The following is a 22,782-nucleotide window of genomic DNA, read 5'->3' on the forward strand; positions in this document are numbered from 1 at the left end:
ACCTACACAAGGAGCAGCATGTCCATCGAAACCACAACCCACAAAGAAACAGCCCAGGAAGACACCCAACTGATCACCGCCGCGGAAGCAGCAACGCTCATCGAGGAAGGCACCCTCCTGATCGATGTCCGCAGTGAAGGTGGCCGCGCCAGCACGGGGGCTGTACCCGGCGCAGTGATCGTGAGCCGCGAACACGTAGAGGAAGACTTCAGCCCGGAATCCGCCCACCGACTGGCCCAGGTCACCGGGACGGACCAGAAGATCGTGGTCTTCTGCGGCTCCGTCAACGGCTCACGTCCCGTCGCCCAGAAGCTCAAGGTCCTCGGCTACGCCAATGCGGTCCACGTGGACGGCGGCTTCCCCGCACTCCGCGACGCCGGCGTCCCCACCACCGGGCCCACCAACCCGCCGGCTCCCGCAGCTTAGGCGTCCACCGATTCGGTGACCTCCGGACGCCGAGCCGCTGCCGCCGTCGCGCTTTCCTTCCTGGACAGGCTTTCCTTCTTGGAACGGCCTACCTTTCCGGGACGCACGACGGCGGCAGTTGCGTTTCGCAGGTGCCGCATCTCCCGGAGCCAGTCGACTCCGCCGGCGATCAGGGCGACGACCAGCAGGAGGCAGCACATCACGATGCCTTGGTGGAAGGCCTGCTTGGAAGCTTCCCCCGTGGCCGCTCCGTGTGCCTGCAGGAACATGCCTGCCGCCGCGGCCGAGCACAGTGCCGCTGCAAAGCGCTGGCTGAGTTGGTAGAAACCGGCGGCCACTCCGGCTGCCCCTGTTGGCGCATGCGCGAGTGTGAGTGTCTGGTTCGGGGCAACCACCAAGCCGGTGGCAACCCCTTGAAGGAGCCCGACGGCGGCTACGGCCAGTGCCGCTGTCCCGGCGTCGAATCCCTGTACGAAAGAGTCCTTGGCTATCAGGCAGGCCAAGCTGCCGAGCAGAGCGAAGACTATGCCGCCACGACCGAACCGCGCCACGAACCGCCAACTGAAGCTGGACGCCAACAGCATTCCCGCTGCTTGCGGCGCAAGGATGGCGGCGGCAGCCAAGGGAGCCATACCGGTCCCGGCCAGGAAGTAGAACGCCGTCACGGCGGCCATTCCGGCGCCGACGCCAAACTGGCAAAGCGCCACCACTGTGCCCAAGGCATAACCCCTGGATTTGGCGAGAGCGGCGCTCAGAAGAGGAGTGCGGCCACGCCGGTGGTAGAGGATTTCCCAGCCTGCGAAAGCCATCAGCATGCCGGCGCCTATCGCCAGGGAAGTCACCGCGACGGTGCCGGCTCCGTAGATCGTGGGAATGAGTGAAGCCACCACCACGGCGCCCAGCAGGAGGGCACCCAGGAAGTCCACGGAGGGTTTGGCCGTTCCCTTGACGGGGCTCATTCCCGCGTCGGGCCGTGGGAGGAGTCGGAAGGCAAGTGGCACCAGGATCAGTACCAAGGGAACGTTGGCGAGGAACAGGATCCGCCAGCCGGTGGATGGGTCGCCCAGCGACAGGACGAGTCCGCCAATCAGCGGGCCGCACACGGCCGCTGAACCGCCGGCGGCGGCGTAGGAGCCGAGTGCTTTGGCCCGGTCCGGTCCTGTGAAAATGTCTTGAAGTAGTCCCAGGACCTGCGGGTTGAGGGTGCCGGCGCCCAGCCCTTGGAGGAGCCTGGCGATGATGACCATCGACGGGTCCGTGGCCAGGCCACCCACCAGGCTCGATGCCCCGAAGACGGCAATGCCCGCGATGAAAAGGGTTCTCCTGCCGACGATGTCCCCGAGCCTGCCCGCGGGAACCAAGGCGACGCCAAACGCCAATGAGTAGCTCGCCAGGATCCATTGCACGGACCCGGAGTCGGCATGCAGGGAAGCGGACATAGCGGGAACGGCCAGCACGAACATCGTCTGGTCCAACAGCGTGATGAATCCGGCGCCCAGGCAAAGCCAGAGTGCGGAGCGTTTTGCGTGAATCCCGTGGCCGTTCATGCGTACCTTCCTGACCTGCTTTGGCTCGAGCCGGGCCAATAAACAACCAAAAATGGTTAATTTAGGGGCAATTGACATTCAAAGTGAGTGAGTAAGGCACACCCAGGACGCGTGCCCGGGCTGCGGCATGGCAGGCCCGCAGCTCCTCTGCACTTCTCCCTTGCTCCCGGTGCGCCACTTCCTGCTTCAACTGCGGAATGACGTGCTGGCCAAACTCAAGGGCGTCCGGGACGAAGTCATAGCCACGGAGGCCGAAGATCTCGAATCCGAGGTCGTGGTAGTCCAGGATCGCCTGGGTGACGGTGTCGTAGGAGCCCACCAACGCCGTCGCGCTTCCTCCTCCGCCACCCGCAGCTTTGGCGAGGGCCGTCCAGAGTGCCCTGTCGTGCAGGTCGCCGCGTTCCGCGGCGGCAAGGAGCCTTTGGGTGCCGGCGGCCTCGGGCTTCTGGTCGTAGTGCCGGACATGATCGATCACGTCGCCGGCCGACCGACGCGCCTCAAACTTTCCAAGGATGGCGTGCGCTTTCTCCCACGCCAGTTCATCGGTTGCCGCGACGATAGGCCGGAACGCGATCTGCCAACGCAAAGGATCAGTGCGCCCCAGCGCGGCAGCCCGCGAAAGGACCTGCTCCTGCTGCGAAGCGGCATCGGCAAGGGGTTCGCCGAAAAGTGCGTAGATGTCAGCTTCTGCAGCGCCCACCTCCCATGCCGCCTCGGAGGAGCCGCCAAAGGAGATGCCCGGACGCCTGCCGGCAAAGGGCCCCAAACCAGAGGCAAAGTTTTCAAACCGGTAGTGCTCGCTGTCCCAATCGAAGGAATCACCAGCCCACGCCCGCCGCACGATCTGCATGTATTCCTGCGTCCGCCCATACCGCGCATCCTTGGCCAGGAAATCACCCTCACGGGCTTGGTCAGCCTGGCTCCCGCCGGTGATGAAGTGCACGGTCAGCCGGCCTTGAGCGATGTGGTCCAACGTCAGGAAGGACCGTGCTGCGAACGTGGGGTGCGAGACGTTGGGACGGTGCGCCAGGCGCAACTGGATCCGCTCAGTGTTTGCAGCGACCCACGCCGCGTGGACGGAGGGGTCCTGCGTGGTGGAGTTGTACGCGAACAGGACGTGATCCCAGTTGTTGTCCTCGTGGATCCGCGCAATCCTGGCAGCATAGGCGGGGTCGAAGAAGGACGTTGTGGCGGGTGATGTCTCGGTGGAGTCGTTGCCGGCACCCATCCCGAGGAATTCGATAGGCATTGAAGGGTCTCCCTGGAAACGAGTTAGCGGCGAAGGATGCGCTGGGCCAGGAAGTTGCCCAGCAACTGCGCGGCCTGCACCATGACGATGATGATCAGGACAGTCACAAGCGTGACCTCCCAGTTGAACTGCTGGTAGCCGTACATGATGGCGAAATTGCCCAGCCCACCGCCGCCGATGTACCCGGCCATGGCGGACATGTCCACGATCGCGATGATCATGAAGGTGTAGCCCAGGATCAGCGGCGCCAAGGACTCCGGAATCACCACGGACCACAGGATGTGCAGCCGGCTGTCGCCCATGGCCCGGGCCGCCTCAACCACACCGGGATCGGACGCCACAAGGTTCTGCTCCACCACGCGGCCAATCACGACGCCGGCCATCAGCGCCATGGGCAGGATCGCCGCAGTGGTACCAATAGTGGTGCCCATGATGATCAAGGTCAGCGGTGCGATGGCGGTGATGAAAATGATGAACGGGATGGGCCGGATGATGTTGACCAGGAAGTTCAGGAACGAAAACACTGCCTTGTTGGCAAACAGGTTGCCCGGCCTGGTGGCGTACAGGGTGACGCCCAGCGCCAGCCCGGCAATACCGCTGAGCAGCACCGTAATGACCACCATGTAGATGGTCTGTTGGAAGGATTCGCCCAGGACGGGCAGGAGGGTTGTCCAGTCGGTCATGGCTATTCTCCGGCGTTCGCGGGGACGGGGGCTGGAAGGTGCGGAACGGCACTCTCGGCGGGTGCCGTCTGTCGCTCGACGGCGGCCGTTTGACGTTCGACGGCGGTGACCTCGCGTAAGTCGGCGAGCGCGGCGTCAATGGCGGCGTCGCTGCCCGTGAGTTCGTAGGTGAGTGTGCCCAGGATCTTGTTCTGGATCTCGGTGACGCCGCCGAACACCACGCTGGACCCAACACCGTGGCGCTCGAATGTTGCCGAAACCAGCGGTGTGGGCGCTGCCTCGGAGATGCCGATGGACACGAGCTTGCCCGGATGGGCCGCGGCCAGTCGGCTCACGGTGTCCGGTTCAGGGGTTCCGTGGACAGCTGTGGACACGAAGCGTTGGGTGGACCTGCTTTGGGGGTCGGCGAACACGGAGTAGGTTGGTCCAGCTTCGACCACGCAGCCGGATTCCATCATCACCACGGTGTCGCAGATTTCGCGGACTACGTGCATTTCGTGGGTGATGACCACAACCGTGGTGCCGAGTTCCTTGTTGATCCGGCGAAGCAGGCGGAGGACGTCCCGGGTGGTCTCGGGGTCCAGGGCGCTGGTGGCTTCATCGGCGAGAAGGATGTCCGGGGCGTTGGCCAAGGCGCGGGCGATGCCCACGCGTTGCTGCTGTCCGCCGGAGAGTCGCCGCGGGTACGAGGCTGCCTTGTCCGCGATCCCCACGAAGTCCAGCAGCTCGTCCACACGGGGCTTGATCCTCTCTTTGGTCCACCCCGCCACCTTCAACGGATACGCGACGTTCCCGTAGACGGTGCGGGACTTCAAGAGGTTGAACTGTTGGAAGATCATGCCGATGCCCGCGCGGACTTTGCGCAACTGGCCTTCAGGGAGCGACGAGATGTCCTGGCCCTTGACCCAAACCTGGCCCTCGGTGGGACGTTCCAGGCCGTTGAGAAGTCGCACCAGCGTGGACTTACCGGCACCCGAGTAGCCAACAATGCCGACGACGGTCCCCTCTTCAATGTCCAGGGTGACGTGGTCTACGGCGCGTACCGGCTCTGCGGGACTGTTGCCTGCGCGTTTGCTTCCTTGGGCCCGGCGGCCACCTTGGACCGGAAACACTTTGCTGACGCCGCGCAGCGAAACGATCGCGCTCACCGGAGCCTCCTTTTGGGGTTGATTGGATGCCCATTCCAACAGCGCCCCAGCCCTCACATCGAACCCAATGACCCCCGGTGACCTGCGGTTTCTTTCCTTGACGATGCGAGTCGGAGTGTTGCGAAAGCGTTCGATTCCCACCGGTGACCTTGCCTAGCGTGAGGCGGGGGGACACCCCGTACCTTTCATTCGCATCATTACTTTTGTACGGAGAAGCATCATGAAGAACCGCCTGTTAGTTGCCGCCGTCGGCCTGATCGCCGCCCTATCGCTCTCGGCATGCGGAGGTGCTTCAAGCGGTTCGGCAACCGCCGCGAACACCAAGGTTGTGATCGGTGTTGATGACGGTGCTGAGGAGCACTGGACCATCCTGAAGAACAAGCTGAAGGACCAAGGCATCGATCTTGAGGTCAAGAACTTCACTGATGGTGCGCAGATCAACACGGCAACCCAGCAGGGTCAGGTGGACATCAACCTGTTCCAGCACCTGAAGTACCTCTCGCAGTTCAACGTGAACAGCAACGGCACGCTGGTTCCGGTGGGCGCCACCGCGGTTTACCCGCTGGCGCTCTACTCGGAGAAGTTCAAGTCCGTGGAAGAGCTTCCCGCCGACGCCGAGGTTGCCATTCCCAACAACCCCACCAACCAGGCCCGCGCACTGCTGAACCTGCAGACCGCCGGCCTGCTGCAGCTCAAGGACGGCGGCAACTCGCTCTCCACCCCGGCCGAAATCACCTCAAGCAAGATCAAGGTGGTCCCGGTAGACAGCAACCAGACGGTCAATGCGCTCAAGGGAACCACGGACGCCGCCGTCGTCAACAACACCCAAGCCCAGAAAGGCGGCCTGGGTGACGAGAAGATCATTTTCAAGGAAGACCTTAACTCCGAGTCCTTGGCCCCCTACATCAATGGCTTTGTGGTGAAGGCAGACCGCAAGGACGATCCCACATGGAAGAAGATCGTGGACGCGTACCACTCCCCTGAGGTGGAAGCCTCGGTGACCAAACTGAACGACGGAAACCTTCAGTTCAAGGCGGACTGGACTGCGTCCAAACTGCAGGAAGTCCTCACCGCCGAAGAAGCAGCAATCAAGAAGACCAAGTAGCTGTGTGAGGGGTGCCCGTCCCAAGCGGGCACCCCTCACACATTCAGGAACAGGCCCATGAACCAGACACTTATCCGTGAACGCCAGCAGATCCATTTCTTCGCCTACCTGGTGGGCACCGGCATCCATCTGGCTTCATGGCGCCACGAAACAGCGTTCCCCCAAGCCAGCATCGACTTCGCACATCAGGTACAGCTCGCCAAAACAGCGGAGGATGCCAAATTTGATGCGATCTTCCTGGGCGACTCACTCGCCATCGATGAGACGTCCAATCCGGGGATCCTCAATCGCTTTGACCCCATCGGCCTGGTCACTGCCCTTGGCGCAGTCACCAGCAGGATCGGCCTCATCGCCACGTCCTCCACGTCCTACGACGAGCCCTTCAACTTTGCCCGCGCGGCACTTACCGCGGACCACATCAGCGGCGGCCGCGTCGGCTGGAACATCGTCACCACCCGGGACCTGACCAACAGCACGGCCGGCAACTTCAGCGCCGACGAGCACTTCGACCACAGCCTCCGCTACCGCCGTGCCGAAGAGTTCGTCGAAGTCACCCAAGGCCTGTGGAATTCCTGGGACGAGGACGCGTTCATCTACAACAAGGATTCCGGGCGTTTCTTTGACCGCCGTGGACTCAGCCGACTGGACTACCACGGCGAATTCTTCAAGGTCGCCGGTCCGCTCAACATAGGCCCCTCCCCGCAGCACTCTCCTTTACTGGCGCAGGCAGGTACTTCCGTCCCTGGCCAGCAGCTGGGCGCAAGGTTTGCCAATGCTCTCTTCGCGAGCCATCCGGATATTCCGCAGGCCCGGAGCTACCGCGGGTCCGTCCGGGCCCAGGCAGAGGCGTTCGGAAGGAATCCCGACGAACTGTACGTCTACCAGGCCATCTCGCCCGTTGTTGCGGATACCCGGGAGGAAGCCCTGGAACGCATCCGAGAGCTGGACAGCCTCATCACCGATCAGCAGGTCCTGAACTTCCTGAAGGAGTACTTCGCCGGCCCTACCGGCGAAGGCACAGTCGACTTCACCGGGCTCGGAGCAGATGCCACCGTAGCCCAGTCCGGCATTCCCACCATCGCCCAGCCGCGGACTGATTTCCGCTCCGCTGGTGAACAGATCCACGGCCGGGAAGATGAGGTGACGCTCAAGGACCTGTACTCGATCCTGACCGGTGACAAGCGGAACCACGACTTCATCGGGACCCCACAGCACGTGGCCGACTCGCTGGCGCGCTGGCATGCAGAGGGCGCCGCCGACGGCTTCAACCTCATGTTCTCCCTTCTTCCCCAGGATCTGGAGCGCTTCGCCACCGGCGTCATTCCCTTACTCCAAGAGCGCGGCCTTGCACGCACCGAGTATTCGGGAACCACGCTGAAATCACACCTCGGACTCGATCCGCAGCCGAAAGGACAACCATGACCATCACCCAGACAGCCGCCACCGGCACCCACGTGATTCGCCAGGCACGCCCCGAGGAGTACGACGCCGTGGGGCGGCTGACGTACGAGGGTTTCGGGCATCATCTTCCCGGCGCGCATCAACCCGACGAGGAGCGGCTCGGCCTCTTGCTGGACGCTGCTGCCCGGGCGCACGAGGGAGTGCTGCTGGTGGCCGAGGACGTGGACACGGGACGGCTGGTGGGCACTGCCAGCCTCCTGCCCTACGGCTCCCGCTTGAGCCGGCAAGCCCAAGAAGGCGAAGTGGAGCTCAGGTTGCTGGCCGTGCTCCCGGAGGCCCGCCGCACGGGCCTCGGCCAAAAACTCCTGGACGAATCCGCCCGCATAGCCGCCGCCACAGGTGCCGGGCGCGTTGTCCTGGACACCGCCGTCGACAATGAAACCTCCCAGCGCCTCTACCGTCGGCTGGGGTACATTCGGCGGCCGGAACGCGAGAACGAAAGGCCTGCGCCGAAGGTGCAGTTGGTGGTTTACACGCTGGACTTGCCGTCGGCGGCCTGAGGCGCTGACGTTGGAGAACCTTCGCTGGCTGCCCAGCTCGCGAGCAGTTTCAACGACTCCTCCGCCGCTGAACCGGGCTCTGTGCTGTAAACGATCAGCGACAACCCGGGATCGGCCGGCAACTCCATCGCTTCGAAGGACAACTCGAGATCGCCTACCACCGGATGATGGATGCGCTTGAGGCCGGTGCGGTGGTACCGGACATTGTGGGCGGCCCAGCGGGTTCGGAACTCTTCGCTGCGCATGGACAGCTCGCCCACCAGATCGGTCAGGGCCCGGTCATAAGGGTTCCGGCCCGCTTCCGTACGCAAGACCGCCACGAGGTCGTTCGCCGCTGTCTCCCAGTCGAGAAAGAAATCACGGGCGCGTGGACTAAGGAACACAAAGCGGGCCACGTTCACCGGCCGGACGGGGTCAGCGTAGAGCTCGGAGTACAACGCGTACCCGAGTTTGTTGGCAGCCAGGATGTCCCTGCGACCGTTGCGCACATACGCTGGCACGTCGGTCATAGCGTCCAAAATCCGTTGCACGGTAGGCCGGACCTGTTCTTCAGCGGGCTTGCGTCGCTGCTTCGCTGCCGGGCCGGCAGCCCGGGCGAGGTCGAACAGGTGGGCATGCTCGGCGTCGTCCAGTTGCAGCGCGCGCGCCAACGACTCCAGTACGCCCTCTGACACACCGCTCAAATTCCCGCGCTCCAGCCGGATGTAGTAATCGATGCTCATGCCGCTCAACAGCGCCACCTCTTCACGGCGCAGCCCCGGGACGCGACGATTGCCGCCGTATGCCGGCAGTCCTGCTTGGTCGGGGCTGATCCGGGCCCTGCGCGTGGCCAGGAATTCGCGGATCTCGCTGCGGTTGTCCATGCTTCCAAGCGTAGGTCGCTGCCCGCAGAACAGGGAGGCACTGGGAGTACCCGGAAGACCCGGCACTCCCGCGGACCCAAGGAGTAGCGTTCCAATGGAATGGTCCCCTAGGAAAAGGAACATCATGACTACCTGGCTCATCACAGGCTGCTCCACCGGACTTGGCCGCGCACTGGCGCAGGCTGTCCTCGCTCGCGGCGACAACGCCGTCATCACTGCCCGCGACACCTCGACGCTGCAAGACCTCGCATCGCAATTCCCCACGACGGCACTCGCTGTGGCGCTCGACGTCACCCAGCAGTCGCAGGTTGATTCCGCCATACAGCAGGGCGTGGAACGCTTCGGAGCGGTCGACGTCCTGGTCAACAACGCCGGCTATGGGTACCGCGCGGCTGTCGAAGAGGGCGACGACGGTGACGTCCGCAGCCTGTTCGACACCAACGTCTTCGGTCCCGTCGCCATGATCAAGGCTGTCCTTCCGGGGATGCGTTCCCGGCGATCCGGCGCAATCGTGAACATCTCCTCGATTGGTGCCCGCATTTCTCCTCCCGGCTCCGGCTATTACTCGGCTTCCAAGGCCGCCCTTGAGGGCCTGTCCGGCTCCCTGCAGAAGGAATTGAAGCCGCTTGGCATCTCCGTCACCGTGGTGGAACCGGGTGGCTTCAGGACCGACTTCGCGGGGCGGTCCCTCACGCAGTCAGCCGAGGCAATCGCCGACTACGCCGACACTGCAGGCAAGCGCCGCAAGGAACACGACACCGTCCACGGCACGCAGCAAGGCGACCCGGACAAGGCTGCGGCTGCGATCATTACCGCCGTCGAAGCCGACGAAACGCCCGCGTTCCTGCTCCTGGGGGAAGACGCCGCGAAGGCCTTCGATGCAGTTGAGGAAGCCCAGCGGGCCGAGGTAGACCATTGGCGGGAGCTCAGTGTCAGTACGGGTTACACAGAGTAACCAGCAACGTGTAATCGGTCACACTTGGCCGGATTCGCTTGTCAACCGTGGTGGGCACCATGAACCATGAATGAGGGAATTCGTTTCCCATACAAGCTGAATCAGCAATCCTCACCGACGAGGATGCGGCCCCGGGCGAAGAGGCTTGGGGCTGTTAACGGCCTGAGTGAAAGTACTGACAATGACGACACATACTGACTCCATTACGCTGAAAATCTGGGACAAGTCGGCCATCGACCACACCATCGATGCCGCCATCCAGTCCCTCTCACACCGGGCAGCTGCAGAAAACTGCGGAATCGCAGTCACCCTCAGCGGTCCCAAAACCTTCACCGTGAGCCTGAGCCGCTAAGCAGTTCACCGCAAACACAAGAGGACGACGCCGGTACTTACCGGCGTCGTCCTCTTGCGTTTAAGGCGCGTCCCCCGGAGGCGCTCAAACCGCTCAAGTGGTCCTAAACCCCCGTTCGTGACGCCATCAAGGAAGTCCTGAGCAAACCTTGAGACTTCCTTGACGGTTTCCCTCCCCAGATCTTGCGTTCGCATTGGAACTCTAAGTGAGTCAACACTTCAACGCACGAACGGAGGGATCACAATGCTCACGGAAATCACGGCCGCCGACACAGCTGCTCCGGACACCGCTGCTGCGCCGCGCGGATCCCACCGTGCAGCCGGCGGAGTGGTCACCGTCCTGGTTCCGGCCCACAATGAATCGGCCGGCATCACGGAAACCCTTACCTCGTTGAACAACCAGACCCGCCGTCCGGACCGCATCATCGTCGTGGCGGATAACTGCACCGACGACACCGAAACTCTGGCACTGGCCCAAGGCGCTGAAGTCATCCGCACCGTGGGGAACAAGGATAAGAAGGCCGGTGCCCTGAACTTCGCGCTCAGCGAGCTTCTTCCCGACGCTGACCCCGAGGACCTGGTCCTGGTTCAGGATGCCGACTCGCAGCTCGCCCTGGACTTCATCGAGAATGCAACGACGAACCTTCTGACCGACGAACTGCTCGGCGCCGTGGGCGGAGTGTTCAGCGGTGGACCTGGCGGAGGTTTCGTCGGGCACCTGCAGCGCAACGAATACGCCCGCTATGCCAGGGACGTCAAGCGACTCCACGGCAAGTGCCTGGTGGTAACCGGAACAGCAGCCCTGTTCCGCGTCAAGACACTCCGCGACGTGGTCGCAGCCCGGCTGGAGGGCACACTTCCTGCCGGCAACGGCAAAGGCGGCGTCTACGACACTTCAGTCCTGACCGAAGACAACGAGCTCTCCTTCGCCCTCTTGACCCTCGGATACCGCATTGCCTCCCCGTCCAACTGCACCCTGGTCACCGAGGTCATGCCCACCTGGCGCGAACTGTGGGCCCAACGGCTCCGGTGGAAGCGCGGCGCCGTGGAGAACTGCGTGCAGTACGGGTGGACCAAGATCACCAGGCCGTATTGGGGCCGCCAGTTCCTGTCCATGATCGGCGTCATTGTGACCCTGGCCTACTTCGGCTCCATCATCTTCGCCCTGACCACCGGAATGGGCCTGAACCTTCACCCGTTCTGGATCGCTGTCACCGGCATCTTCGTCCTGGAACGAGTGGTCACCGTGCGTTTCCGCGGCTGGAGGCACATGCTGCTGGCCGCAACCATGTACGAAACCGTCATCGATATCTTCCTCCAGGCTGTCCACGCCAAGGCCTACCTGGATGCAGCACTCAACCGCAAGAAAGTTTGGTAGCAGTCATGTACAACAACCCAGTAGCTCCCCTCACCGGTGTCACCGCGGCCGGAATGGGCTCAGGAACACTCGCAGCGACCGGAGCCGGAGACCTCTTCTGGTTCGCACTGGCGGCCTTCGCCATGCTGGCCCTGGGACTCGCCATCAAGAGGATTGTGCCGGTCCGGGCACAGAAGAACTAACAAGCCCAACATGCCCGCAGTTGTGTCGCTTTTCCCCCCAGCGCGACACAACTGCGGGTTTGTTGTATCCGCGTCTATGTCACTGGTGCGGTGCTTGCGGAGGTCTTGGCCACTGTGGTGTAGCCCGCCTTAGTGCCTGTGACCCGAACGCTCATGGTGTCCGCCTGATCAGCGCTCACCAGCACGTAGGTTTTAGCCGTCGCCCCGGAGATGGCCACACCGGACCTGTACCACTGGTAGGCCAAGGTGGTTCCGGAGGTCCAGGTGCCAGGGTTGGCGGTCAGCGTGGAGCCAACTGTCAACGTTCCGGTGATGGTCGGTACGGGTGCCACCAGGGTGCCCGCTACCACTGTGGCCGTTTGGGCCGATTCCTTAGTGGTTGTTGCGTAGCCGGACTTGGTACCTGTGACCCGCACTGTCAGTTTGGTGCCTTGGTCGGCAGCCGCCAGAACGCGGGTGGAGCCGGTAGCTCCGGAGATCGCCGCCCCGTTCCTGTACCACTGGTAGTTCAAGGCAGTTCCTGTTGTCCAGGTTCCCGGGGCTGCCGTCAGCGTTGAGCCTACGGCGGTTGTACCGGACACCGTAGGAGTCGGAGCTGTCAGCGGAATGCCCGGAACAAAGGAGAAATCGCGAATAGTGACGGTCTCAGAGGCAACGTGTGCCGCATCCCCACCACCGCCGCCAGTTACCCAAAGGTTGAAGTGGATCTGTTCGTTGGCGGGAAGCGGAACCGTGGATCCCGTCAGGACGGTCCTCTTCAGAAGGGTCCCACTGTAGCCCTCGCCGGCGAACGTCTCGAAGGTCAGCTTGCCCGGCTCCCAGACCATCCTGTGGGTGAGAATCGGGGCGTTCGTGACATCAAACGTGACGGTGTTGTTGCCCTGGCCCGGAGGTTTTGTGGCATCGAACCAGTACCCGTGACCCTGGGTTACCGGCCAGTCTTCACCGTAGGCGGCCCCTCCACCCCAAGCTGATGCTTCACAAAGGTCGATCTCCGTGTACCCCGGCTCCGCCGCAGGGTCGTAGGTGAACAAGCAACCCCACACAACTTCTTTTTGGAGCGCACTGACATCCTTCTCCACCGTGGTGCTGTACGTGCCGTAGCCGAACCCTTCACGGGTCGACTGGAACTCTGCGCCCTTCGGAGCGGATCCGGTGGGGTTGGTGATGGAGAGTTTGACGTAGCCGTTGGCGTCCGGATTGCTCACGTTGTTGGCATCCCAACTCGCGTTGTACATGGGCGCCCCACCCCAAAATCGCTTCTGCCAATTGAACCCTTTCCAAGCAAAGCTGCCCACAGGCCCGGGATCTTCGGCCATGGGAGTGGTATCCGCGGCTTGCGCGGAACCAATCCCCGTGAACATCGATAAACCTACCGCCATAACGACGGCCAAACCCATTACTTTTCTTCCCCCATGTGGAAGGAGCCTCACTGACAATGCCATAGCTGTGTCCTCCTGCTGATGCGCCCAGAACGCCTCCGGCAAATTGCCGAAGACCGCAGTCACGTTCCACCCCCGAGGAACGTGCAACTCCTCGATTATCAATTAGGCAGGACGCTGCAGGAAGCGAAATAGGCATGCAAGATGAGTGTTTCAACACCAATTGGATAACGGTGGCGTATCCCCGCAGTACTCTTGACAGATCCGTCCTTATCGCAGGCAGCACGTCGTTCAGGAAGACATATGGCCATCCGCAGCGCAGGTATCCTCCTCCACAGGACCGGGGGCCACGGTGAATTGCAGCTATGGATCGCCCACATGGGTGGCCCCTTCTGGGCGAGGAAAGACCAGCATGCATGGTCCATTCCAAAGGGTGAGTTTCCTGAGGATGAGGAGCCTTTGGTTGCCGCGAAACGCGAATTCACAGAGGAAATAGGGTCCCCACCACCGGCTGCCAACTACGAATTATTAGGGGTTTTCCGGCAGCCTTCCGGAAAGCTGATCACTGCATTCACCGCCGAAGCCCAGGACTTTCAGCCAGAGCAGATCCTCAGTAACACCTTCCCCATGGAATGGCCCAAAGGGTCAGGTGTCATCCAGGATTTCCCGGAGATCGACGACGCCCGCTGGTTTGAAGAGACCGAGGCCCGGACCAAACTCGTCAAAGGACAACTGCCCATAGTGGACGCGCTGGTCCGGCACCTTGGCGGGCAATCCCTATAGAGCCGACCAGCCGCCGTCGGACGCCAGAATGGCGCCGTTGACATTTGTGCCGTCCTCACTGAGCAAGAACGTGATGGACGCGGCCAGCTGTGCTGCGGTGGCAGGAGTCGGAACAGTCGCCTGCATCAAGGGGCCAAGCCGTTCGGCAGCGAGCTGCGATCCCCAATTGGCCACAATGTTGGTGATGGTGGGGCCGGGGGCCACTGCGTTGAAGCGCAGTCCCTTGGGTCCATACATCACTGCCGAGTTCTTGGTGAGGCCAACCACGGCGTGCTTGGACGCTGTATAGGCGGCACCGGCAGCAGAACCACGCAGGCCTGCCTCGGATGCAACGTTGACAACAGAACCGGTTCCGGCTTCCAGCATGAGCGGCACCACCGCGCGGGTCAGGCGCATGAGGGAGGTGACATTGATGCGGAACACACGTTCCCAGAGCTCGTCATCCACCTCATGGATGGGGGCGAAGTTGTCCATGATGCCGGCAACGTTGGCCAGGGCGTCCACGCGTCCGGCTGCGGCAGCCAGGACAGCGGCTACGGTTTCCTCAGTGGAGATATCACCCGCCACGGGAACCAGGTCGAGGCCGCTGTTCTCCTCCACCAGGGCGTCCAGACGTTCCTTGCTGATATCGGCCGCGATGACCTTGCCACCTTCCTTGGCGATGCGCAGGGCAGTGGCTTGGCCGATGCCCGAAGCCGCGCCCGTGACGATGATGGTCTTGCCGGCAAAGCGGCCCGAGGTGGTGGCCTCCTGCCATGAAGCGTCGTTGCCCATGATGTCCTTCCGATGATTGCTGGGTGGTTCAACCATCTTATGACACTCTGTGTCATTATGTAAGAGTGAATACTGGAGGGATGACTTCGGAAGATGCCAAGCCCCCGCGCGCCAGCGGTCGTCCAGCCACCATCGACCCCGATGCTGTGGCCGGACTCGCCTTGGACTTGTTCGCCGAGCACGGGTATGAGAACACCTCCATGGAAGACATCGCCCGTGCTGCCGGCATCGGCCGCAAGAGCCTCTACCGCTATTTCGCCAGCAAGGCGGATCTCGTCTGGGGCGGCACCGAACCTGTGATCGAGGCGTCGACGCTCGCCTTCGGCTCGTTCCACAGGCAGGGAAAGTCCGACGGCGACGTGCTGGCTGGGTTGCGTGAAGCAGCGATCGCCGGAGTCGCCGTGATTCCGGACCTGTCGGTAACCCGCGGGCGCCTCCGCTTGATCGCCGAGCACCCGGAACTAACCAGCCGTAGTTACGAATCTTTGGCGCCACGGCGCGAAAGGGCCTTGGGCTTCCTCATCGAGAACGGCCTTTCCGATTCGGCGGCACGCTACTTGAGTGCCGCATACCTTGCCGCGACCTTCGAGGCGTGGATGCAATGGGCCGCCGGTTCAGATCCGGATCCAGTGCCCTATTTGATGGCTGCGCTCGAGGTGTTGAGGGTTCCAGGCCTTTAGCGGGCCTTCCTGGCGATGAACTGCCGGATCCACTCGACGGTCTCGGGGTGGTCCAAGTGCAAGCCGTGACTCGCTCCGGGCACGCGCACGAGTACCGAACCGCGAATGTGCTCGCGGAGCAGGAGCCCGTTGGACAAGGGGGTCAGCGCGTCCTCGGCGCCGTGGAGGATCAGCGTGGGGGCCTTAATGGAGCCGAGATCACTCCACGCATCGTGCTCGCGACTGGCCTTGAAGTGCCGGGCTTTGGCCCACGCCGACGCACTGGAGTTGAAGAAAGTGTGTGCGGACTCCGGATTGGCGCGGACCCAATCGACGTCAAAGAAGAGGGGCTCCAGCCGGGACATATCCCCGCTGACCAAAGCCTCCATGGCTGCTTCGTTCGGCCGGGTTGCAGCGTCAGGCCACTTCCCTCCGCTCGTGGCCGCGAGGATCAGGGTGTTGACTCTCTGTGGATGGTCGATGGCCAACCACTGGCCGATGCGCCCGCCCATCGAGTGGCCGTACACGTGTGCTAAATCCACATCTGCCGCCTTCAGCACGGATGCAGCATCTTCGGCAAGCAGTCTGGTGGTGTAGCGCTCGGCGTCGCCCTTCCCACTGAGCCCTATCCCCCGGTGATCGAACCGGATGACGCGGTAATAGCGGGACAGCAGTTCCGCCGTCGGGCCCCAACCATCCATGGATGTCGCCTGCCCGGCGATCAACAACAGTGGTTCGCCCTCGCCAGCCTCGGTCCAGACGAGTTCGGCGCCGTCCGGGGCTTCCGCAAAGTTCACGGTGCCACAGTATCGGGGCGGCGGCCAAAGCGCTGCGGTGTGGGCCACAGTGCATCAATCAGCAGTGAAGATCTCCTCAATGGCGCAGTCGAAGGTCCTTGCGATCAGGAAGGCCAAGGGCAGCGAAGGGTCAAACTTCTCCCGCTCTATGGAGATCACCGTCTGCCGGGAAACACCGAGCGCAGCCGCCAGGTCAGCCTGGGTCCAGTTGCGTCCGGTCCGGCGCTCGGCGAGGTTGTTCTTCACTTCAACGCCCGGTAGCGAATTACCAAGTAACGAACTCCCGCATCCAAGGCACTCAACACAACGAGGCCGAGAAGGACCGGAAGCGCATCAACCGTGAACCGCCCGATGACCAGCACCAGGACAGCAACGATCGTGGCCACCAACACGTCCAGGAAGGCTCCGGCCCCGGCTTGGCGCATCCACTGCAACTCGACACTCTGCTCTCCGCGGGCGTCGCGGGTGACGGTGTTGTTCGATACGAAGACCCGGGCGCCGAGCGACATTGCAGGGTAGGCGGAGCAGAGGGCTCCGATCCCAGCCGCGAGCCAGAAATCGCCCGGGTTTGATACTCCCACCAGGACGGAAACGGCGATGGTGAGTATGGCGCCGAGGATGACGGCCAAGACATAGTGGTGGACCGGCGCACGTCTCGATGTAAAGGGTACTTTACTCATGTCTGAAGTAAAGCACCCTTTACATTTCGGGGCAATGGTTGCGTCCGAGGGCTAGCGTTGGGGGATGACCACCGAGTACAGGTACGACGTCGAGGTGCTGCACCTTTTGGTGTCGCCGGCCCACGCCTACTTTGGCCGCGCCCGCGAAGGAGCCGCGGATGTCCCAACCACAGACGCGGAGCAGGCGGAGCTGGTGGCTGGCAAAGGGATTGTTGGCGACAGGTTTTTTGGCAAGGCCGCCCACATGGATGCGGCTGTGACGGTTATTGCCGTGGAGGCTCTGGAATCGATCGCCGCGGAACTCGGAGCTGGGCCGTTCGATCCCTTGCTGACCCGACGGAACGTTGTGGTGCGGGGAGCCGAGCTGGCTCCACTGCTTGGCCATGAATTCGCTCTGGAGTCCGGCGGGGACGTGGTGCGATTGAAGGCAGGACGCCCTGCCCACCCCTGCGCCTGGATGGACGAAATGCTGGCGCCCGGCGCCCATAAGGCAATGCGGGGACGCGGGGGCGTGCGCTGCCAGGTGATTTCCGGAGGCCTTCTGAATCGCGGCCCGGCGGTGCTGGTCAGCCCAGTGCCGCTGGATCCAAGCAAGGCCGGTGAAGCGAACGTGCTCAGACCCTCCCGGTTGCCGTAACTCCCCGTTGTTTCCCGCGCCTCATTTCGCGCATCGCCTTCTTCCCCTTCTCCGTGGTCTGGAATTTGTCCAGTCTTCGCAGTGCTTCAGCGACCACGACGTCCCGGTTGGCATGCAGCCAGGCAGCGGCACCCACTTCGTCGCTGAAAAGACCATCGTCTTGCGCGTCCCGGCTCTGCTCAATAACGAACTGCCACAACCGTCCACGCGGGATATACGCCGCCGCCAGGCTGGCACCCTTGAGCAAAGTGGTGCCCACCACTGGCTCCTTGGCCAGCCGTTCTGCCTTCGCGAGCCACGTAGGCAGGTGATTGACGCCCTGGCGAGCACCGGCTCCACGGCCTTCTTTGTCGGCTTCCACCAGGCGCACCCAGTCCTTCATGGACGGTCCGCCGTTCGCTTGGTCCAGTCGTCGCATCAGCCTACGGACTGCCGAGTCACTGATGGTTCCTTGACGGCCCTCGGGTGTATGGCACATGTGCTCCCGGACGAGTGGCAGGACCTTGTCTTCGTATCGCCCAGGCGCTCCGACCCGGCGAAGAAAACTCCGCGCAGGCGCAACTCCCGTGACGTTGTGTCCGTTGGACGTGATCCTGCCGTTCGGATCGATCGTGGTGGACACAGCCTTGCCGAAATCGTGGGTGATGGCGGCCAGCACAAGGGCCGCGGTTTCGTCGGCACCCAGATTGTCGCGCCGGGCGATCCGGGCTGCTTGGTCGCCAGCCAAGCCGAGGTGGATGTGTACTTCCCCTTCCGGGTGCCACTCCGGATCCTGCGGGACACCCCGGGCGGCAGCCAACTCCGGGAAGTGGCCCTCCCAGCCGGATGCGAACAGAGTCTCCAAAGCCTTGGAGATGAACGTCCCTTTCGACGCCAGTTTGTAGAACTCACCCCAGATCCGGGCCTTGGGCAGATCCACAAATGCCGGCGCCAGGCTGCGGCACAGCTCTGCCGTCTCCGGAACCAGTTCGAATCCGAACCGACCGCTGAACTGCATGGCCCGCAGCACTCTGAGCGGGTCATCGCCAAACGCAGCGCTGGTGTGACGAAGGATTCCAGCCTGCAGGTCAGCCTCTCCCCCAAAGGGATCCACGACCTTCCCGCTCAAGTCATCCCATCCCATGGCATTGATGGTGAAGTCCCGCCGGGCAAAGGCCTCGGTCTCAGACGCTTGGCGAGGCAGCGAAACATCGAAGACCTGGTCATCCACTGTCGCGGAAACAATCCCGAAGTGCTGCCCCACCTCCATGACGTGTCCCGGCAACGCTGCCGACACCTGAGCCGTGGTCAACCCGTAGACCTCAATGTCGATGTCCTTCGAATCCACCAACGCACCGCTGGCACGCGAAAGCAACGCGTCCCGGACGGAGCCCCCAACAATCAGCGGACGACCTCCGGCAGCGCGCAGGGAATCGAGAACCAGCCGTGCTTCGGGGGTGAGGTGGATGAGCTCAGGAATTGTTGCGATGGTCCTCAGGTCCTTAGGAGAGCTCAAACCTCTTCAGCCGCCGGCGCCGCGAACTGGGCCTCGTAGAGTCGGGAGTACGCCCCTCCCGCGGCCAGCAGTTCCGAGTGGGTCCCCTGCTCCACGATCTGTCCGGCTTCCATCACCAGGATGAGGTCGGCGTCGCGGATGGTGGAGAGCCTGTGCGCGATCACAAAGCTGGTCCGGTCCGAGCGCAGGGCGTTCATGGCTTTCTGCACCAATACTTCGGTCCGGGTGTCCACGGAGCTGGTGGCCTCGTCCAGGATCAATACCGACGGCCGGGACAGGAAGGCACGCGCAATGGTGAGCAACTGCTTCTCACCGGCCGAAACGTTGCCGCCCTCGTCATCAAGCAAGGTGTCATAGCCCTCCGGCAGCGACTTCACGAAACGGTCCACATACGTCGCCTGAGCGGCCTCCATGATGTCGGCCTCCGAAGCCAAAGGCCGACCATAGGCAATGTTGTCGCGGATCGTCCCACCGAACAGCCACGTGTCCTGCAGGACCATCCCCATCCGCGAGCGCAGTTCCTGCCGCGAGAGCGAGGCGATGTCCACGCCGTCGAGCGTTATCCGTCCTGAGTCCAAGTCGTAGAAGCGCATCATTAGGTTCACGAGGGTGGTCTTTCCCGCGCCCGTTGGCCCAACAATCGCGATGCTCTGCCCCGGTTCGGCGATCAAACTGAGGTCCGTGATCAACGGCTTGTCCGGCGAATACCGGAAGGACACGTTCTCGAACACCAGACGCCCACGCGATGGACCGGATCCAGGAACAGGAGCGGGTTCAGCTGACTCTTCCTCCTCATCCAGTAGATCGAACACCCGCTCCGCCGAGGCAACTCCGGACTGCAGCATGTTCGCCATTGACCCGAGTTGGGCCAGCGGCATGGTGAACTGCCGCGAGTACTGGATGAAGGCCTGGACGTCGCCCAGCTGCATGGAGCCGGAGGCCACCTGCAGGCCACCCACCACGGCGATCCCTACATAAACCAGGTTCCCGATGAACGTCATGGCCGGCATGATCAGCCCACTCACGAACTGCGCCCCGAAGCTGGCCTGGTACAGCTCGCCGTTCTTCGCCCGGAACTTCTCCTGGACCTCGTTCTGCCGTCCGAACACCTTCACCAGCGCGTGCCCGGTGTAGGTTTCCTCGATCTGGCCGTTGAGTTCGCCGGTGTTCTTCCACTGCGCCACGAACAGTTTCTGCGAGCGTTTGGCGATGAACAGGGTGGTCCCCAGGGTCAGCGGAATGGTCACCAATGCGATCAGCGCCAGCAGGGGCGAGAGCAGGAACATCATCACCAGCACACCCACCACGGTCAGAAGGGAAGACACCACCTGGCTGATGGATTGCTGGAGGCTTTGGGAGATGTTGTCTACATCGTTGGTCACCCGGCTCAGCAGCTCACCGCGCTGGATGGAGTCGAAATAGCGCAGGGGCAGCCGGTGGATTTTTGCTTCAATCCGCTCGCGGAGGCGGTAGACGGTCCTCTGCACGACGCCGTTGAGCACGTACGCCTGCATCCAACCGAACGCTGAGGCCAGGACATAAAGCGCCAGCGCCCAGAGCAGCACCGAGGCCAACGCAGCAAAGTCGATTCCGACGCCGGGCGTCAGGGTCATGGCGCCCAGCATGTCCGCCTTGCTGTCATCACCGGAGGCGCGCAGCCCTGCGATGACGTCGGCTTTGGAAACACCCGCGGGCAACTGTTTGGAGACGACGCCGGCGAAGATCAGGTTGGTGCCTTCGCCGAGCAATCTCGGCCCGATCACGGACAGGGCGACGCTGACCACGGCAAACACCAGCACCAGGATCAGCCAGAACCGCTCCGGACGAAGCGTTCCCAGCAAGCGCCGGGCCGAGGGACCAAAGTTGGACGCCTTCTCCGCCGGAATGTTCATGCCGGCGAACGGTCCGCCGCGGCCTGGCCCCATCGCTGGCCGCTGGGGACCGCGCGGGCCGGCTGATACGGCGCTCATGCGGCCTCCTCCGCAGCGAGCTGGGAGGACACGATTTCCCTGTACGTCCCGGACGTCTCCAACAACTCCTCGTGCGTTCCGCGGCCAACGATTCTGCCGTCGTCGAGCACTAAGATCTGGTCCGCATCGGCGATGCTTGAGACCCGCTGGGCGACGATGACCAGCGTGGCTCCGTTGGTATGGCGTTTGAGGGCTTGCCGGAGCCTGGCGTCGGTGGCGGTGTCCAAGGAGGAGAAGGAGTCGTCAAAGATGTAGAGCTCCGGCTGCTTCACCAGCGCCCGGGCAATGGCGAGCCTCTGCCGCTGACCGCCCGAAACGTTGGTGCCGCCCTGCGAGATCGCCGCGTCCAGACCGCCCTCCATTTCCTCAACAAAATCCCGGGCCTGCGCCACGGAAAGTGCCTGCCACAACTCGTCGTCGGTGGCGTCGGGCTTGCCGTACTGGAGGTTGCTGCGGACTGTCCCGGAGAACAGGTAGGGCCGCTGCGGCACCAGGCCGATGTGCCCCCAGAGCAGGTCCGGGTGCAGCTCACGAACGTCCACTCCGTCCATTCGAACGGACCCGGACGTAGCATCGAACAGCCGTGGCATGAGGTTCACCAACGTGGTTTTACCGGCGCCCGTGCTGCCGATGATTGCCGTGGTCTGGCCCGCGTGGGCCGTGAAAGCAACCCCGCTCAACACCGGCTGTTCGGCACCCGGGTAGGCGAATCCGACGTCGCGCATTTCCAACTCGCCGCGGCGGAGGCCGCCGGTAACAGGGTTCGACGGCGGCTGGACACTTGATTCGGTCTCCAGCACCTCGCCGATGCGGTCGGCAGACACGGACGCGCGCGGGATCATTACGGCCATAAACGTCGCCATCATGACCGACATGAGGATTTGCATGAGGTAGCTGAGGAACGCGATGAGGGTTCCCACCTGCATGGAGCCGTCCTCGATCCGGAACGAACCGAACCAGATCACCGCCACGCTCGAAACGTTCATCACCAACATGACCACAGGGAACATGAGCGCCATCAAACGTCCGGCCCGCAGCGCAACGTCCGTGACGTCGTCGTTCGCTTTCGCGAACCGGGAGGCCTCCATGTCCTCCCGGACGAAGGCACGCACCACGCGGATACCGGTGAGCTGCTCGCGCAGGACGCGGTTCACGGCGTCGATGCGGACCTGCATCTTGCGGAACAGCGGCACCATCCGCGTCACGATCAGCCCCACGGCAACCAGAAGCACCGGCACGCAGACCGCGATCAGCCACGACAATTGCGCGTCCTGCCGCACGGCCATGATCACACCGCCGATGCTCAGCATGGGAGCAGCCACCATGAGTGTGCATGACATGAGCACCAGTTGCTGCACCTGCTGGACGTCGTTGGTGGAGCGCGTAATCAGCGACGGCGCCCCAAACCGGGTGACCTCTTGTTCCGAGAACTCCCCCACCCTGCTGAAGATCGCGTCGCGGAGATCCCTGCCCATCCCCATGGCCGCCTTCGCGCCAAAATACACCGCAACCACGGCACACGCGATCTGCAGGAGGGTGATCAACAGCATGAGGCCGCCCATGCGCAGGATGTAGTCCGTGTCCCCGGTGGCCACGCCGTGATCGATGATGTCGGCGTTGAGCGTGGGCAGGTACAGCGACGCGATGGATTGCGCCAGCTGGAAGACGACGACGGCGATCAACAGCCGCTGATGCGGCCGCAGGAAACGAACAAGTACCTTCCACAGCATGCGGACTCCGAGCCAAAGCGTTGTGAA

At 63.1% G+C, this 22,782-nt stretch carries 24 protein-coding genes; 11 read left to right on the forward strand and 13 right to left on the reverse strand.

Translation table 11 applies throughout. The features are described 5' to 3' along the window. The first annotated feature begins 18 nt into the window (after positions 1–18). A complete protein-coding gene (locus GVL04_RS14700) occupies positions 19–426 on the forward strand; it encodes a rhodanese-like domain-containing protein (protein WP_159705865.1) in 408 nt (135 codons plus the stop codon). Here the strand turns inward: GVL04_RS14700 and GVL04_RS14705 are convergent. The 4 genes from GVL04_RS14705 to GVL04_RS14720 form a co-directional block, all read right to left on the reverse strand. Further along, entirely contained in the window at positions 423–1,973 is a 1,551-nt protein-coding gene (locus GVL04_RS14705) for an MFS transporter (protein WP_159705867.1), read from the reverse strand. The two genes, GVL04_RS14700 and GVL04_RS14705, sit on opposite strands and share 4 nt — an antisense overlap. Positions 1,974–2,034: 61 nt before the next feature. Then, positions 2,035–3,222: an LLM class flavin-dependent oxidoreductase gene (locus tag GVL04_RS14710; RefSeq protein WP_159705869.1), complete on the reverse strand. Its 1,188-nt coding sequence runs from the start codon at positions 3,220–3,222 to the stop codon at positions 2,035–2,037. 23 nt (positions 3,223–3,245) lie between these two features. Beyond that, a complete protein-coding gene (locus GVL04_RS14715) occupies positions 3,246–3,905 on the reverse strand; it encodes a methionine ABC transporter permease (RefSeq protein ID WP_011776065.1) in 660 nt (219 codons plus the stop codon). 2 nt (positions 3,906–3,907) lie between these two features. Further along, positions 3,908–5,053, reverse strand: a complete 1,146-nt coding sequence (locus tag GVL04_RS14720) for a methionine ABC transporter ATP-binding protein (protein ID WP_159705871.1) — start codon at positions 5,051–5,053, stop codon at positions 3,908–3,910. 220 nt (positions 5,054–5,273) lie between these two features. On the opposite strand from GVL04_RS14720, the gene GVL04_RS14725 reads away from it, so the two are divergent. From GVL04_RS14725 to GVL04_RS14735, 3 genes are read left to right on the forward strand one after another with little or no spacing between them, the layout of a single operon-like run. Beyond that, positions 5,274–6,158 carry a MetQ/NlpA family ABC transporter substrate-binding protein gene (locus GVL04_RS14725; RefSeq protein ID WP_159705873.1) on the forward strand — a complete coding sequence of 295 codons (885 nt, stop codon included), beginning with the start codon at positions 5,274–5,276 and terminating at the stop codon, positions 6,156–6,158. Positions 6,159–6,215: 57 nt separating this feature from the next. Continuing rightward, the gene (locus GVL04_RS14730; RefSeq protein ID WP_159705875.1) at positions 6,216–7,580 is read left to right on the forward strand and encodes an LLM class flavin-dependent oxidoreductase; all 1,365 of its coding nucleotides are present in this window, start codon (positions 6,216–6,218) and stop codon (positions 7,578–7,580) included. Next, positions 7,577–8,119, forward strand: coding sequence for a GNAT family N-acetyltransferase (locus GVL04_RS14735; protein ID WP_159705877.1), 543 nt, complete (start codon positions 7,577–7,579; stop codon positions 8,117–8,119). The genes GVL04_RS14730 and GVL04_RS14735 overlap by 4 nt, the downstream gene beginning before the upstream one ends. On the opposite strand, the gene GVL04_RS14740 is transcribed toward GVL04_RS14735, so the two are convergent. Further along, the gene (locus tag GVL04_RS14740; protein WP_159705879.1) at positions 8,089–8,982 is read right to left on the reverse strand and encodes a helix-turn-helix transcriptional regulator; all 894 of its coding nucleotides are present in this window, start codon (positions 8,980–8,982) and stop codon (positions 8,089–8,091) included. The genes GVL04_RS14735 and GVL04_RS14740 overlap by 31 nt on opposite strands. Positions 8,983–9,106: 124 nt before the next feature. Here GVL04_RS14740 and GVL04_RS14745 point away from each other — a divergent pair, with 124 nt between their 5' ends. From GVL04_RS14745 to GVL04_RS24540, 4 genes are all read left to right on the forward strand, one after another. Further along, positions 9,107–9,937, forward strand: coding sequence for an oxidoreductase (locus GVL04_RS14745; RefSeq protein ID WP_159705881.1), 831 nt, complete (start codon positions 9,107–9,109; stop codon positions 9,935–9,937). Between the two features lie 181 nt (positions 9,938–10,118). Next, positions 10,119–10,289, forward strand: coding sequence for a hypothetical protein (locus tag GVL04_RS14750; protein ID WP_018778796.1), 171 nt, complete (start codon positions 10,119–10,121; stop codon positions 10,287–10,289). A gap of 243 nt (positions 10,290–10,532) precedes the next feature. Then, positions 10,533–11,666, forward strand: a complete 1,134-nt coding sequence (locus GVL04_RS14755; protein WP_159705883.1) for a glycosyltransferase family 2 protein — start codon at positions 10,533–10,535, stop codon at positions 11,664–11,666. 5 nt (positions 11,667–11,671) lie between these two features. After that, positions 11,672–11,848 carry a hypothetical protein gene (locus GVL04_RS24540; RefSeq protein WP_200846855.1) on the forward strand — a complete coding sequence of 59 codons (177 nt, stop codon included), beginning with the start codon at positions 11,672–11,674 and terminating at the stop codon, positions 11,846–11,848. A gap of 74 nt (positions 11,849–11,922) precedes the next feature. Here GVL04_RS24540 and GVL04_RS14760 read toward each other — a convergent pair whose 3' ends face one another. Next, positions 11,923–13,086 (reverse strand): hypothetical protein, encoded by a 1,164-nt coding sequence (locus tag GVL04_RS14760; RefSeq protein ID WP_235036302.1) that lies wholly within the window; start codon positions 13,084–13,086, stop codon positions 11,923–11,925. Positions 13,087–13,533: 447 nt separating this feature from the next. Here GVL04_RS14760 and GVL04_RS14765 point away from each other — a divergent pair, with 447 nt between their 5' ends. Continuing rightward, positions 13,534–14,013 carry an NUDIX domain-containing protein gene (locus tag GVL04_RS14765; protein WP_159705887.1) on the forward strand — a complete coding sequence of 160 codons (480 nt, stop codon included), beginning with the start codon at positions 13,534–13,536 and terminating at the stop codon, positions 14,011–14,013. Here the strand turns inward: GVL04_RS14765 and GVL04_RS14770 are convergent. Next, entirely contained in the window at positions 14,008–14,787 is a 780-nt protein-coding gene (locus GVL04_RS14770; RefSeq protein WP_159706008.1) for an SDR family NAD(P)-dependent oxidoreductase, read from the reverse strand. The genes GVL04_RS14765 and GVL04_RS14770 overlap by 6 nt on opposite strands. 80 nt (positions 14,788–14,867) lie before the next feature. Here GVL04_RS14770 and GVL04_RS14775 point away from each other — a divergent pair, with 80 nt between their 5' ends. Beyond that, positions 14,868–15,467, forward strand: coding sequence for a TetR family transcriptional regulator (locus GVL04_RS14775; protein ID WP_159705889.1), 600 nt, complete (start codon positions 14,868–14,870; stop codon positions 15,465–15,467). Here the strand turns inward: GVL04_RS14775 and GVL04_RS14780 are convergent. The 3 genes from GVL04_RS14780 to GVL04_RS14790 are packed head-to-tail and all read right to left on the reverse strand — an operon-like array spanning position 15,464 to position 16,923. Next, positions 15,464–16,243, reverse strand: coding sequence for an alpha/beta fold hydrolase (locus GVL04_RS14780; protein ID WP_159705891.1), 780 nt, complete (start codon positions 16,241–16,243; stop codon positions 15,464–15,466). The two genes, GVL04_RS14775 and GVL04_RS14780, sit on opposite strands and share 4 nt — an antisense overlap. A gap of 54 nt (positions 16,244–16,297) precedes the next feature. Then, positions 16,298–16,489, reverse strand: coding sequence for a helix-turn-helix transcriptional regulator (locus GVL04_RS14785; RefSeq protein WP_159705893.1), 192 nt, complete (start codon positions 16,487–16,489; stop codon positions 16,298–16,300). Then, positions 16,486–16,923 (reverse strand): hypothetical protein, encoded by a 438-nt coding sequence (locus tag GVL04_RS14790; protein WP_159705895.1) that lies wholly within the window; start codon positions 16,921–16,923, stop codon positions 16,486–16,488. The genes GVL04_RS14785 and GVL04_RS14790 overlap by 4 nt, the downstream gene beginning before the upstream one ends. Before the next feature lie 64 nt (positions 16,924–16,987). Between GVL04_RS14790 and GVL04_RS14795 the strand changes: the two genes are divergently transcribed. Beyond that, positions 16,988–17,560 carry an MOSC domain-containing protein gene (locus tag GVL04_RS14795; RefSeq protein WP_159705897.1) on the forward strand — a complete coding sequence of 191 codons (573 nt, stop codon included), beginning with the start codon at positions 16,988–16,990 and terminating at the stop codon, positions 17,558–17,560. Here the strand turns inward: GVL04_RS14795 and GVL04_RS14800 are convergent. Genes GVL04_RS14800 through GVL04_RS14810 form a run of 3 tightly spaced genes read right to left on the reverse strand, consistent with a single transcriptional unit; the run spans position 17,538 to position 22,755 of the window. After that, the gene (locus tag GVL04_RS14800) at positions 17,538–19,055 is read right to left on the reverse strand and encodes a CCA tRNA nucleotidyltransferase (RefSeq protein ID WP_159705899.1); all 1,518 of its coding nucleotides are present in this window, start codon (positions 19,053–19,055) and stop codon (positions 17,538–17,540) included. The genes GVL04_RS14795 and GVL04_RS14800 overlap by 23 nt on opposite strands. After that, positions 19,052–21,025 (reverse strand): ABC transporter ATP-binding protein, encoded by a 1,974-nt coding sequence (locus tag GVL04_RS14805; protein WP_159705901.1) that lies wholly within the window; start codon positions 21,023–21,025, stop codon positions 19,052–19,054. Before GVL04_RS14805 ends, GVL04_RS14800 begins: the two co-directional genes overlap by 4 nt. Continuing rightward, complete coding sequence (locus GVL04_RS14810; protein ID WP_159705903.1) at positions 21,022–22,755, reverse strand: ABC transporter ATP-binding protein; 1,734 nt, start codon at positions 22,753–22,755, stop codon at positions 21,022–21,024. Before GVL04_RS14810 ends, GVL04_RS14805 begins: the two co-directional genes overlap by 4 nt. Between the last annotated feature and the right edge of the window lie 27 nt (positions 22,756–22,782).

This window comes from Arthrobacter sp. 18067 (assembly GCF_902706295.1).
Taxonomy (GTDB): Bacteria; Actinomycetota; Actinomycetes; order Actinomycetales; family Micrococcaceae; genus Arthrobacter.

Bases quoted from the DNA above. Each gene is read 5' to 3' on its own strand.
- GVL04_RS24540 (WP_200846855.1), top strand. From the start codon at position 11,672: ATGTACAACAACCCAGTAGCTCCCCTCACCGGTGTCACCGCGGCCGGA.
- GVL04_RS14795 (WP_159705897.1), top strand. From the start codon at position 16,988: ATGACCACCGAGTACAGGTACGACGTCGAGGTGCTGCACCTTTTGGTG.
- GVL04_RS14710 (WP_159705869.1), bottom strand. From the start codon at position 3,222: ATGCCTATCGAATTCCTCGGGATGGGTGCCGGCAACGACTCCACCGAG.
- GVL04_RS14755 (WP_159705883.1), top strand. From the start codon at position 10,533: ATGCTCACGGAAATCACGGCCGCCGACACAGCTGCTCCGGACACCGCT.
- GVL04_RS14765 (WP_159705887.1), top strand. From the start codon at position 13,534: ATGGCCATCCGCAGCGCAGGTATCCTCCTCCACAGGACCGGGGGCCAC.
- GVL04_RS14735 (WP_159705877.1), top strand. From the start codon at position 7,577: ATGACCATCACCCAGACAGCCGCCACCGGCACCCACGTGATTCGCCAG.
- GVL04_RS14715 (WP_011776065.1), bottom strand. From the start codon at position 3,905: ATGACCGACTGGACAACCCTCCTGCCCGTCCTGGGCGAATCCTTCCAA.
- GVL04_RS14700 (WP_159705865.1), top strand. From the start codon at position 19: ATGTCCATCGAAACCACAACCCACAAAGAAACAGCCCAGGAAGACACC.
- GVL04_RS14705 (WP_159705867.1), bottom strand. From the start codon at position 1,973: ATGAACGGCCACGGGATTCACGCAAAACGCTCCGCACTCTGGCTTTGC.
- GVL04_RS14805 (WP_159705901.1), bottom strand. From the start codon at position 21,025: ATGAGCGCCGTATCAGCCGGCCCGCGCGGTCCCCAGCGGCCAGCGATG.
- GVL04_RS14775 (WP_159705889.1), top strand. From the start codon at position 14,868: ATGACTTCGGAAGATGCCAAGCCCCCGCGCGCCAGCGGTCGTCCAGCC.
- GVL04_RS14770 (WP_159706008.1), bottom strand. From the start codon at position 14,787: ATGGGCAACGACGCTTCATGGCAGGAGGCCACCACCTCGGGCCGCTTT.
- GVL04_RS14740 (WP_159705879.1), bottom strand. From the start codon at position 8,982: ATGGACAACCGCAGCGAGATCCGCGAATTCCTGGCCACGCGCAGGGCC.
- GVL04_RS14745 (WP_159705881.1), top strand. From the start codon at position 9,107: ATGACTACCTGGCTCATCACAGGCTGCTCCACCGGACTTGGCCGCGCA.
- GVL04_RS14810 (WP_159705903.1), bottom strand. From the start codon at position 22,755: ATGCTGTGGAAGGTACTTGTTCGTTTCCTGCGGCCGCATCAGCGGCTG.
- GVL04_RS14790 (WP_159705895.1), bottom strand. From the start codon at position 16,923: ATGAGTAAAGTACCCTTTACATCGAGACGTGCGCCGGTCCACCACTAT.
- GVL04_RS14760 (WP_235036302.1), bottom strand. From the start codon at position 13,086: ATGTACAACGCGAGTTGGGATGCCAACAACGTGAGCAATCCGGACGCC.
- GVL04_RS14750 (WP_018778796.1), top strand. From the start codon at position 10,119: ATGACGACACATACTGACTCCATTACGCTGAAAATCTGGGACAAGTCG.
- GVL04_RS14730 (WP_159705875.1), top strand. From the start codon at position 6,216: ATGAACCAGACACTTATCCGTGAACGCCAGCAGATCCATTTCTTCGCC.
- GVL04_RS14725 (WP_159705873.1), top strand. From the start codon at position 5,274: ATGAAGAACCGCCTGTTAGTTGCCGCCGTCGGCCTGATCGCCGCCCTA.